The following is an 11,809-nucleotide window of genomic DNA, read 5'->3' as shown; positions in this document are numbered from 1 at the left end:
CCAAAACCTCCACTATATCCATAAATGAATATCCCTTCGATCTCAATAAAATTAAATAATGAAATAGTAAATCCGCACTTTCGTTTAGGAATAATTTGTCATTATCATCTTTTGCTTCAATTATTAATTCAACAGCCTCCTCGCCTACCTTTTGGGCAATTTTATTAATTCCGTCCTGAAATAAGCTGGCAATATAACTTTGCTCAATATTTCCTGATTTTTGGCGGTCCAGAATTATATCTTCTAATTTGGAAATAAAACCATAATTAGTCAGGTTTTCATTCCCAAAGCAGGTATCAGTTCCTTTATGACAAGTTGGACCTTTTGGTTTAACCAAAATTAATAAAGTATCTTGATCACAATCTAATTTTAAATCTATCAATTCAAGATTATTTCCACTTTCCTCCCCTTTCGTCCAAAGTCGCTGTTTACTTCTACTAAAAAAAGTAACTTTTTTCTCTTTAATCGTTTTTTGGTAGGCTTCTTCATTCATATAACCTAACATTAAAACCTGTTTTGTTTTCACATCTTGAATAACTGCAGGTACTAATCCATCTTTATTTTTATTGAAATTAATTTCCATTTTTTGTATAATTTAAATTCTTACTGAAATGCCTTTATTTTTTAATACTCTCTTTAAATGTTTAATATCTATTTCTTTAAAATGAAAAACACTCGCTGCCAATGCTGCATCAGCTTTTCCTTCAACAAAAACATCTTTGAAATCTTTTATAGATCCAGCGCCTCCAGAAGCGATAACTGGAATCTCTAAAATGCCTGACAATTTTGCCAAAGCTGAATTTGCAAATCCAGTTTTTGTTCCATCGTGATTCATCGAAGTGAACAAAATCTCACCAGCTCCGTATCGTTCAACCGTTTTTGCCCACTCAAATAAATCTAAGTTTGTTGGTTCTTTTCCACCAACAAGATGCACTTTCCAGTTATTATCAATCAATTTTGCATCTATTGCCACAACTACACACTGGTTGCCATATTGTTTTGAGATTTCAGAAATCAATTCTGGGTTTTTGACTGCTGCTGAATTTATTGACACCTTATCAGCACCGGATTTCAAAATTAAATCTACATCTTTCAAATTGGAAATTCCTCCACCAACAGTAAAAGGAATATTGATAGTTTTAGCTATTTTTTCAACCAGTTTCACCATCGTTTTTCTAGCTTCTTCTGTTGCGGAGATATCAAGAAAAACCAATTCATCAGCCATATTTTCAGCATAGAATTTTGCTAATTCTACAGGGTCGCCAGCATCTTTCAAATCTAAAAAATTGACACCTTTGACGGTTCGACCGTTTTTGATATCTAAACAAGGAATTATTCTTTTTGCTAACACTTTAATCTATTTTAATGATTAATAATGAACATTTGTAAATCTTGTAACGAAATTCGATTTTCATAAATCGCTTTGCCTATAATCACGCCTTCACAACCAATATGTTTGACTTTTTCTAAATCTGCAAGTTCTGAAACTCCACCAGAAGCTATTAAATTCAAGCTTGGTTTCGATTTCAAAATGGATTTGTAAAGTTCTAAAGACAAACCACCTAGCATCCCGTCTTTAGAAATATCGGTCGAAATCACGTATTTAACGCCTTTTTCTACAAAATCTGAAATGAAGTCTAAGATGTCTAAATCAGTTGAATTTTGCCATCCTGAAGTTGCAATCTTACCATCTTTGGCATCGGCGCCCAGAATAATTTGTTTTGAACCGAACTTCCTTAACCAAGATAAAAACAAATCTGGATTTGTAACAGCTAGACTTCCTGCTGTAACTTGTTTTGCGCCAGATTCAAATGCAATATTTAAATCTTTATCTGATTTAATTCCGCCTCCAAAATCAATTTTTAGTTGGGTTTTGCTTGCTAAATTTTCCAAAATCCTATAATTGACGATTTGTTTGGATTTTGCACCATCCAAATCTACCAGGTGCAAATATTCAACGCCATTATCTTCAAAAGCTTTAGCGACTTCAAGTGGATTTTCATTGTAAATTTTCTTTGTACTGTAATCGCCTTTCGACAATCTAACACACTTTCCGTCTATAATATCTATGGCTGGTATTATTCTCATTCCTTCAATTTTAATTAGTGTTTTCAATAAAATTTTTCAGTAATTGTTCTCCCAAAACTCCACTTTTTTCTGGGTGAAATTGAACACCAAAAAAATTATTTTTCTGAACAGCTACTGAATATTCTATTCCGTAATCTGAAGTTGCAATACAAAAAGAATTAGAAGGTACAAAATAACTGTGAACCAAATACATATAAGTATTTTCGGGTATATTTTCAAAAAGTATAGATTTCAAATTGAAAATTGTATTCCATCCGATTTGTGGCACTTTAAGTGTATTTTGAAATCGTTTGACCTTCAAATCGAAAATTCCTAAGGCGTCCGTTTCACCTTCTTCCGAAGTTTGACACATGAGTTGCATTCCGAGACAAATACCCAAAACAGGTTGCTTTAAAGTAGGAATAAGATGATTCAACTTTGACTTTTTAAGCATATTCATAGCGTAAGAAGCCTCACCAACACCTGGGAAAATAACACGATCTGCATTTTTGATGGTATTTGCATCTTTGGTTAAAACAGAAGAATACCCAATTCTTTCCAAAGCAAATTCTATACTTTTCACATTTCCAGCACCATAATCTATGATTGTAATTTTCATAATATATAGGTTATAATTGTCCTTTTGTGCTTGGTAAAATCATTTTTTCAGGATTGCGCTGAATTGCCATTTTCAGAGCTTTCGCAAATGCTTTAAAAATAGCTTCGATTTTATGGTGTTCATTTTCACCTTCAGCTTTAATGTTCAAATTACATTTGGCGCCATCTGAAAATGATTTGAAAAAATGCTTAAACATTTCTGTAGGCATTTCTCCTATTTTTTCTCTTTTGAATTCAGCATCCCAAACCAGCCAATTTCTTCCGCCAAAGTCAAGTGCAACTTGTGCCAAACTATCATCCATCGGCAAGCAAAATCCGTAGCGTTCGATGCCGATTTTATCACCTAAAGTTTGGGCAAAAACTTCACCCAAAACAATTGCAACGTCTTCAATCGTGTGGTGCTCGTCAACTTCCAAATCACCTTTGGCATCAAGGTGAATATCTAGTTGTCCATGTCTTGCAATTTGATCTAGCATGTGGTCGAAAAACGAAATCCCTGTGGAAATGTTACTTTCACCACTCCCATCCAGATTTATTTCAACTGAAATTTTAGTTTCCTTGGTGTTTCTTTGAAGTTTTGCAGTACGTGTCTTAAGTTTTAAAAACTCATAAATAAATTGCCAATTATCAGTTTTCAAAGCTACAAATGACGTTAATTCCTCATCTGAAGCTTCGGTTTCCCCTTGACCTAGATTAGTTTTATTATCGATAAAAATTGCTTTGGATTTCAAGTTCTTTGCTAATTCAACATCGGTGAGTCGGTCCCCAATAACATAAGAGTTTTTTAAATCATAAGATTTACTGAAGTAATTTTTTAAAAGTCCAGTTTTGGGTTTCCGTGTTGATGCATTTTCCTCTGGAAATGTTTTATCAATCACAATTTCATTAAAAACAACACCCTCATTTTTGAATGCGTTGATAATGAAATCTTGCACAGGCCAAAATGTGTCTTCGGGATATTGAGGTGTTCCCAAACCATCCTGATTTGTAATCATAACAATTTCAAAATCAAATTCTCTTACTATTTTTCTTAAATAATAAAACACTTCTGGATAAAATTCTAATTTGCTAAAACTATCGATTTGTTCATCTTTGGGTTCTTTGATTAAAGTACCGTCACGATCTATAAAAAGTAATTTTTTCATTGTTATATGTCGTTTAAAACTTGTATTAATTTTTGATTTTCAGCTGGCGTTCCTACACTTATTCTTAAACAATTGTGGCACAACACAACGTTCGATCGATTTCTTACCACAATTTTCTCTTCTAATAGTTGTTGGTATCTTCGGTTGGCATCATCAACTCGGCAAAGCAAAAAATTGGCTTCCGATGGAAAAACATTTTCAATCCAATTGATAGTTTTAAGTTTTTCAGTTAGAATTTCTCTTTCAGATTTTAAAATTTGAATCTGAAGCTGATAATTTTCGAAATTATTCAACACTTCAATGGCCTTATTTTGTGTAAGTTGGTTTACGTTATAAGGCGGTTTTATTTTATTTAAAACCTCAATAATACGCTCTGAAGCAAAACACATCCCTAGCCTAATACCAGCATGAGCCAGTGCTTTGGAAAAAGTTTGAGTAACAATTAAATTAGGGAAATTATTCAATTCTGAAATGAATGAACTCCTGTCTGAAAAATCGATATAAGCCTCGTCCAATACAACCAAACCAGAAAACGTTTTGAGAATAGTTTTGATGTCGTTAATTTGAAACAAATTGCCCGAAGGATTATTTGGAGAACAAATGAAAATCAATTTAGTGTTTGGTGAAATTGATTTTAAAATTAAATCAACATTAATTTGAAACTCAGGAGTTAGATTAATTCTTTTTATAGCAATATTATTCAGGTTTGCCAAGACTTCATACATTCCGTAAGTTGGTGTTAAAGTAATAATTTCATCTACTTGTGGCTCACAAAAAGTTCTGAAAATCAAATCCAAAATTTCATCACTTCCATTCCCTAATAACATGTTATTTTCAGGAACTTGTTTGACTTCTTTGATTTTCGATTTCAATTGTTTTTGATATGGATCCGGATAACGATTGAAACCACTATCGAAAGGATTTTCATTTGCATCTAAAAATAAAAAGTCTGAATCTTTGGCGTCAAATTCATCTCTAGCTGAACTATACGCTGACATTTGCTTGACATTCTCTCGAATTAAACTGTTTAAATCCATTTTATTATTTATTAAATTTCAAAGCATTTTTTCGCAAAGTCATTGCTCGTTTGTGTGCTTGCAAACCTTCTGCTTCTGCCATTAATTCTACAGTTTCGCCAATAGAAGCAATTCCGTTTTCGTCTATTTTTTGAAAAGTTATCGACTTCTGAAAACTATCTAGATTCACGCCGCTATACTGTTTGGCAAAGCCATTAGTTGGTAAAGTATGATTGGTTCCTGAAGCATAATCTCCCGCACTCTCTGGAGTATATTTTCCTATAAAAACGGAACCCGCATTATTGATATTTTCGACAAAAAAATCATCGTTTTTGGTTGAAATAATAAAATGTTCTGGCGCATAAAAATCTATCAATTCCAAAGCAGTTTCAAAATCCTTCATCAATATAAATTTTGAATTTTGAATCGCTTTTTCTGCGATATTTTTTCTCGGTAATTCTTTAATTTGCTTTGAGATTTCAGCTTGAACTGATTCAATAAACTTCTCGTCCGTAGATACCAAAATCACCTGAGAATCTTCTCCATGTTCGGCTTGACTTAATAAGTCAGAAGCCACAAATTCAGAATTGGCTGTTTGGTCTGCCATGACTAGTAATTCAGAAGGTCCAGCAGGCATGTCAATAGCTATATTATATCTTGTCGCAACTTGTTTTGCTACGGTAACATATTGGTTTCCTGGACCAAATATTTTATAAACTTTCGGTACTGATTTCGTGCCAAAAGTCATGGCAGCAATCGCCTGAATTCCGCCAAGTTTGAAAATTTTAGTCACGCCGCAAAGTTCTGCCGTGTACAAAATTGCTGGATCAATTTCTCCATTTTTGTCTGGTGGCGTACACAATACGATATCTTTGCAACCAGCAATTTTTGCTGGCTCAGCAAGCATCAAAACCGTTGAAAATAAGGGCGCAGTGCCACCGGGGATATATAATCCAACTTTTTGAATTGCTTTTTTGGTTTGCCAACAATTTACACCAGGTTGTGTTTCTACTTTTACTACCGCCGTTTTTTGAGCTTTGTGAAAATTATGAATATTTTGTTGCGCTTGCTGAATTGCCTTTTTAAGATTTTCATAAACCAATTTTGAAGCATTTTGAATTTCAGCTTCTGAAACTTCAAATTTAGAAAGCTGAACGCCGTCAAACATTTTGGTATATTTTATTAAAGCATCATCACCATTTTTATAGATGTCTTTGAATACAGAATTAACAGTATTTTCAATATCTTCGAATGTCCTAGTTGGACGTTTCAAAAGTGCTTCCCAACTTCCTTCACTTGGGTATTTAATTGTTTTCATAAAATCATTTTTTCTATTGGACTGACTAAAATACTTTCTGCACCTACGCTTTTCAATTCATCTATAATTTCCCAAAATTTTTCTTGATAAATTACCGTATGAACAGAACTCCAACCAGATTCAGCTAAAGGCATCACCGTTGGACTTTTCATTCCAGGTAGAATTTTTATAATTTCATTCAATTTTTCATTTGGTGCATTTAGTAAAACATATTTAGCATTTTCAGCTCTCAAAACCGAATCTATCCTAAACAAAAGTTTATCTAAAATTTGTTTTTTTTCAGTATTCAAATTTGGTGAACTTGCCAAAACTGCTTCACTTTTTAAAATAACATCCATTTCTTTCAGGTTGTTTTTGAAAAGTGTGCTTCCACTGGAAACAATGTCACAAATGGCATCTGCCAAACCAATATTTGGAGCGATTTCAACTGAACCAGTGATCAAATGAATTTCAGCTGAGACATTATTTTGATCCAAATATTTTTGTAATGTATTTGGGTAAGATGTGGCGATTTGTTTTCCACTTAGCTCCGCTACACTTTTGAAATCACACTGCTTAGGAATAGCTAAAGATACTTTACATTTTGAAAATCCTAGTCGCTTTTGAATTTGCAAATCTTCTCCTTTTTCGTAAAGTAAATTTTCTCCTACAATAGCCAAATCTGCCACGCCATCTCTCAAATATTGTGGAATATCACCATTTCTAAGATAAAATATTTCCAAAGGGAAATTTGCCGCTTCAACTTTCAATTGGTCGCGACCATTATTGATAGAAATTCCACAATCTCTGAGTATTTTTAAAGATTCATCGTGAAGCCTGCCAGATTTTTGAATAGCAATTTTTAGTGTTTCCATAGTTCATTTTTAAGCATGAAAAAACCCGTTTGAAAGTTGGCTCAAACGGGTTTTTAATATGATTCAAGTTATTTACATATCAAATACAAACCGCATTGAGCGAGTTAAATAAATGATGATGTAAAGTTATATTTTTCATTATGATGCAAATGTAAAATAAATCGGTTAATATTTATCTTGCATAAAAAACATTAAGATAAAATTAGTTATTGCCTAATATAATTGGTAAACCTTCGTCTCCAGAACCAATAACAATAACTTTAGAATTTTCAGATTTTGACAATTCTATAGTAGCTTGAATTCCTTTTTCTTTTAGAATATTTTTGGTTAAAGACGCATTCAAAATTTCGTTGGCACGAGCTTTACCTTCAGCTTCAATTTCTTGACGACGTTTTTCTTTAGTCGCTTTTTCTAAACGGAATTCATACTCTAAAGATTCCTGTTCTTGCTTCAATTTTCTCTCAATCGCTTGCTTAATCGTAGGAGGTAAAGACACATCTCTCACCAAAATTCTGTTGACTTGGACGTATTGATTTTTCAACAATTGCTGAGTTTCGTCATACATTTCATTTTGAATAGATTCACGCTTTTGTGCATAAAGCTCTTCTGGTTTGTAACGTCCCACAACTGTTCTTGTAGCCGATCTTACTGCTGGTTGAATCAATCTAGAAATATATTTTTCACCACGTTCTTTGTGCAAAAGCCCAAGTTGATCGTAAGTAGGCTCAAACCAAATAGTTGCATCTAATTTGATATCCAAACCGTTAGAAGATAAAACCTGCATTGATTCGTCTATAGTTTGTTGTCTGACTTCATAAATAAAAACCGTATTCCATGGCGCTACAATGTGAAAACCTTCTTTCAAAGGTGCTTCATCTGTGACAACACCTCCATCGAATCTTTTAAACAAAACTCCGGCTTCACCAGAATTGATATTGACTGTGGAATTAGCGATAAAAATGATTCCAATTACGACCACAATGATTATTGGGACGATTGATTTAGGTAATTTTTCCATATGTATTTTAGTTTATATTAGTCCTTTATATTTTCTATAAAACCACTCAATTCCCAAAGTTAAGGCTAATAAAATGATAAGCCATTCAAAATCGATTAAACTCTCGGTTTTTTTGATAGATTTTTGTTTTTGTTTCAGTGAATTAGAGTTTAAAGTCTGAATCAAATTTTTATAATTTGATAAAAGAAAATTTTGCCCTGAATTAGTGATTTTTGACAACTTTTCGTAGTAGGCATTTACAAATTGTAATTCTGGTGAAAACTCCAAAACTTCAAATTTACTAGATTTAGTGAGCGACTCTCCTTTTACACTTACTTTGTATTCGTATGAGCCTGGCGACAAATTGTTCAATTGTGAAATATATGATTGGTTATTAAAAACCAATTGATTTTCTATAATTTCTTCAGTGTCTATATTTTTTAATTCTAAATTTATTTCTGCTCTTGGATCGATTTTGAAGTTTTCATCAAAAAATTCAGCTTCAATAGTGTTTATTTCTCCAGTTTTGTAAAAAGATTTGGCTTCAACAACCAATCGTTCTTGTTTGAAATCTTGTGATAAGTATTGAATAGTTTTCAAAATAAAATCGTCAAACTCTTGAAAATCAGAATTCAACAGGTAGGATTTACTTCGCCACTTCCATAAATTCTCTCCAAATAAAAAGGCCGATTTTTGATCTGAATCCTGCATAAACAACCATAACGGCGACTCAACCTCAACACCATTTACATTTTTTTCTAATAAAACTTGATGAGATTTTGAGATATATGTTTCACCAAAAATGTCTACTAATGGTGGGAAATCTTCGAAATTCAGATTTTGAACTTGAAATGGTGAAAAATCTGGATTTAGTTCACCGAAATAATCTTCAGTAGAATTGGTGATTTGCTTTTTGAAACCGAGATTCATTCGGTTCAGAAAATCGTAATCTGTTTTGGTGCCACCGATTAGGAAATAATTGAGATTCTGCTTTTGAACCAACTCGAAAATTTCTTTCGAAACGGCTTGAGGCTGATAGAAAATCACCAAATTATAATTTGATAAATCAATATTATCTGAAGATTTTTTTAAGTCAACTTGAATCTGTTTGTTATTAGAAATTGATTTTTGGATAGTACCCAAGTCTGGATGCAAAATGTCAGCAAGCATCAAGACTTTTGATCTAGAATCAATAACTTCAATAGAAATATTTTGAGTATTGTTTTGAATATTTTTCTCACCCGATAAAGCTTCTAATTCAATTGAGTAGGTCTTTGGCCCTAAGGAATTGGCATTCAAAAGGAAGTTAATTTTAGAAGAAGATTCTGGTTTAAGTGTTATTGATTTTTCTGCTAAAACACGATTATTTGAAATTATTTTTACAGATTTTATAGTTTCAGTTTTCCCGGTATAACTTGTAAAAACTTCAACAGGAAATTTGTTATTCAAAAATGCATATGCATTGATGTTGACCAAATCAATTTTAAAATCTTTGTAAGTCGTGGTATCTCCAGCTACTAAATTGTAGAAATTATTTTTATTCTGAATTTGTTTGTAACTGAAATCTTCACCAAAAGTTTGGTTGCCATCTGTTAGCAAAACAAAAGCGGCGTTATCCTCATTTTGATTGTTCCAAAAATCAATGCTCGTTGCAATATTTGAAGACTGTGCAGAAAATGATAAGCTATCCAAAATTGAAACATCTTGATCGAATTTCAAATAATTGATATCATATTTGGTGTTTAAATCCTTATCAGATTCAGATTCATCTAGAAACTGTCTGATTTGATCAGTATTAGCAAGTTCATTTATAGATTCAGAATTATCTACTGCAATAAAAAGTTTTGGTTTTTCGATTTCATATGTTGTACGATCAATTTCAGGATTGATCAGCAAAATACCTATCAAAAAAAAAGATAAAAACCGAAGCACAAAAAGTATGCTTTGATTTTTATCTTTTAAAACTTTTGGATATAGTAAATAAGACAGGCCAATGGATAGCGCAAAATTCAAAAATAGAATAAGCAATAAAAGACCTGACATATAGATTTATGTTAACATTCCGCCATCTACACTAAGTGTTTGACCTGTAATGTAATTGCTCATATCGCTTGCTAAAAACACACATGCATTGGCAACATCTTCAGGCGTTCCACCACGTTTCAGTGGAATAGCTTGACGCCAACCTTGGACTGTTTTCTCGTCTAATTTGTCGGTCATTTCAGTTTCAATAAAACCTGGCGCAATCACGTTGGAGCGGATATTTCTGGAACCCAACTCTAAGGCAACAGATTTTGAAAAGCCAATAACACCAGCTTTAGATGCAGAATAATTGGCTTGTCCAGCATTTCCTTTTAATCCTACAACTGAACTAATATTGATAATACTTCCGTGTTTTTGTTTCAACATTGGGCGTAAAACCGCTTTGGTTAAATTGAACACAGAATTTAAATTCACATTAATTACTTTATCGAAATCTTCTTCACTCATTCTCATCAACAAATTATCCTTGGTAATCCCAGCATTGTTAACTAACACATCTATATTTCCAAAATCTTGGATAACATCGTCTGCTAGTTTCTGAGCTTGTTCAAAATCAGAAGCATCGGACTGGTAGGCTTTGGCATTGACACCAAAAGATTTCAAATGATTTTCCAATTCTTCAGCAGCTGAAGACGAAGAATTATAAGTAAAAGCCACATTTGCACCATGTTTTGCGAAAATTTCGGCAATACCTTTGCCAATTCCACGACTTCCGCCCGTGATTATGACATTTTTATTTTCGAGTAACTTCATAAGTTATAGGATTTATATTCAAAAGAAAACCTTTGTCTTTTACATATAAAAAACAAAGGTTTTGTGAATCTTATTTTATTTAAGAAAGTACTTCTGCAACTTTTTTACCAATTTCAGCAGGTGAATCTACAACGTGGATTCCGCTATCTTTCAAAATTTTCTTTTTAGCCTGTGCTGTATCTTCACTTCCACCGACAATAGCTCCAGCGTGTCCCATCGTTCTTCCTGCAGGCGCAGTTTCACCAGCGATGAATCCAACTACAGGTTTTTTACTACCGCTTTCTTTGTACCATTTAGCAGCTTCAGCTTCCAATTGTCCACCAATTTCGCCAATCATAACAACGCATTCAGTTTCAGGATCGTTGACCAATAATTCTACAGCTTCTTTCGTCGTTGTTCCAATGATAGGATCTCCACCAATACCAATTGCTGTGGTGATTCCTAAACCTTCTTTCACAACTTGGTCTGCAGCTTCGTAAGTTAAAGTTCCTGATTTTGAAACGATACCAACTTTTCCTTTTTTGAAAACAAAGCCTGGCATAATTCCAACTTTTGCTTCTCCTGGTGTAATTACTCCTGGACAATTAGGTCCGATCAATCGGCAATCTTTATTTTTAATATAATTTGAAGCTTTAATCATATCCGCTACAGGAATACCTTCAGTGATTGCAATAATAACTTTTATACCTGCGTCCGCAGCTTCCATAATGGCATCGGCTGCAAATGCTGGTGGTACAAAAATGATGCTTGTATCTGCATCAGCTTTTTTTACAGCGTCTTCAACTGTGTTGAAAACTGGTTTTCCCAAATGCGTAGAACCACCTTTTCCTGGTGTCACTCCACCAACAATGTTTGTTCCATAATCTATCATTTGTTCAGCGTGAAAAGTACCTTCACTGCCTGTAAAGCCTTGAACAATTATTTTTGAATCTTTATTGACTAAAACGCTCATAATTTTATTTAATTTTTGTTCAACAAATGTAATTTTTTAAGATGAA

The 11,809-nt window shown here is 33.1% G+C and carries 12 protein-coding genes; all 12 read right to left on the bottom strand.

The annotated features are described in order from the left end of the window. The coding region (hisIE, locus tag EIG86_RS04935) for a bifunctional phosphoribosyl-AMP cyclohydrolase/phosphoribosyl-ATP diphosphatase HisIE (RefSeq protein ID WP_127845050.1) at nucleotides 1-583 on the bottom strand (583 nt) is incomplete at its 3' end. Nucleotides 584-595: 12 nt separating this feature from the next. After that, nucleotides 596-1,351 carry an imidazole glycerol phosphate synthase subunit HisF gene (gene hisF / locus EIG86_RS04930; protein ID WP_127845049.1) on the bottom strand — a complete coding sequence of 252 codons (756 nt, stop codon included), beginning with the start codon at nucleotides 1,349-1,351 and terminating at the stop codon, nucleotides 596-598. 11 nt (nucleotides 1,352-1,362) lie between these two features. Then, nucleotides 1,363-2,088 (bottom strand): 1-(5-phosphoribosyl)-5-[(5-phosphoribosylamino)methylideneamino]imidazole-4-carboxamide isomerase, encoded by a 726-nt coding sequence (hisA, locus tag EIG86_RS04925; protein WP_127845048.1) that lies wholly within the window; start codon nucleotides 2,086-2,088, stop codon nucleotides 1,363-1,365. Between the two features lie 10 nt (nucleotides 2,089-2,098). Next, nucleotides 2,099-2,686, bottom strand: a complete 588-nt coding sequence (hisH, locus tag EIG86_RS04920; protein ID WP_127845047.1) for an imidazole glycerol phosphate synthase subunit HisH — start codon at nucleotides 2,684-2,686, stop codon at nucleotides 2,099-2,101. Between the two features lie 10 nt (nucleotides 2,687-2,696). Next, complete coding sequence (gene hisB, locus EIG86_RS04915; protein WP_127845046.1) at nucleotides 2,697-3,830, bottom strand: bifunctional histidinol-phosphatase/imidazoleglycerol-phosphate dehydratase HisB; 1,134 nt, start codon at nucleotides 3,828-3,830, stop codon at nucleotides 2,697-2,699. Nucleotides 3,831-3,832: 2 nt separating this feature from the next. After that, nucleotides 3,833-4,867 (bottom strand): histidinol-phosphate transaminase, encoded by a 1,035-nt coding sequence (gene hisC / locus EIG86_RS04910; RefSeq protein WP_127845045.1) that lies wholly within the window; start codon nucleotides 4,865-4,867, stop codon nucleotides 3,833-3,835. Between the two features lie 4 nt (nucleotides 4,868-4,871). Beyond that, nucleotides 4,872-6,164 (bottom strand): histidinol dehydrogenase, encoded by a 1,293-nt coding sequence (hisD, locus tag EIG86_RS04905; protein ID WP_127845044.1) that lies wholly within the window; start codon nucleotides 6,162-6,164, stop codon nucleotides 4,872-4,874. Continuing rightward, nucleotides 6,161-7,018 carry an ATP phosphoribosyltransferase gene (gene hisG, locus EIG86_RS04900; protein ID WP_127845043.1) on the bottom strand — a complete coding sequence of 286 codons (858 nt, stop codon included), beginning with the start codon at nucleotides 7,016-7,018 and terminating at the stop codon, nucleotides 6,161-6,163. Before hisG ends, hisD begins: the two co-directional genes overlap by 4 nt. A gap of 202 nt (nucleotides 7,019-7,220) precedes the next feature. Then, nucleotides 7,221-8,036 (bottom strand): prohibitin family protein, encoded by an 816-nt coding sequence (locus EIG86_RS04895; RefSeq protein ID WP_127845042.1) that lies wholly within the window; start codon nucleotides 8,034-8,036, stop codon nucleotides 7,221-7,223. Between the two features lie 12 nt (nucleotides 8,037-8,048). After that, nucleotides 8,049-10,058, bottom strand: a complete 2,010-nt coding sequence (locus EIG86_RS04890) for a hypothetical protein (protein ID WP_127845041.1) — start codon at nucleotides 10,056-10,058, stop codon at nucleotides 8,049-8,051. 6 nt (nucleotides 10,059-10,064) lie between these two features. Then, entirely contained in the window at nucleotides 10,065-10,811 is a 747-nt protein-coding gene (gene fabG, locus EIG86_RS04885; protein ID WP_127845040.1) for a 3-oxoacyl-[acyl-carrier-protein] reductase, read from the bottom strand. Between the two features lie 79 nt (nucleotides 10,812-10,890). Continuing rightward, complete coding sequence (sucD, locus tag EIG86_RS04880; RefSeq protein WP_127845039.1) at nucleotides 10,891-11,763, bottom strand: succinate--CoA ligase subunit alpha; 873 nt, start codon at nucleotides 11,761-11,763, stop codon at nucleotides 10,891-10,893. Between the last annotated feature and the right edge of the window lie 46 nt (nucleotides 11,764-11,809).

It is taken from the genome of Psychroflexus aestuariivivens, from assembly GCF_004010055.1.
Classification (GTDB): domain Bacteria; phylum Bacteroidota; class Bacteroidia; order Flavobacteriales; family Flavobacteriaceae; genus Psychroflexus; species Psychroflexus aestuariivivens.
The sequence above is the reverse complement of the archived record's forward strand: the minus strand, read 5'-3'. Positions and strand labels throughout refer to the sequence as shown.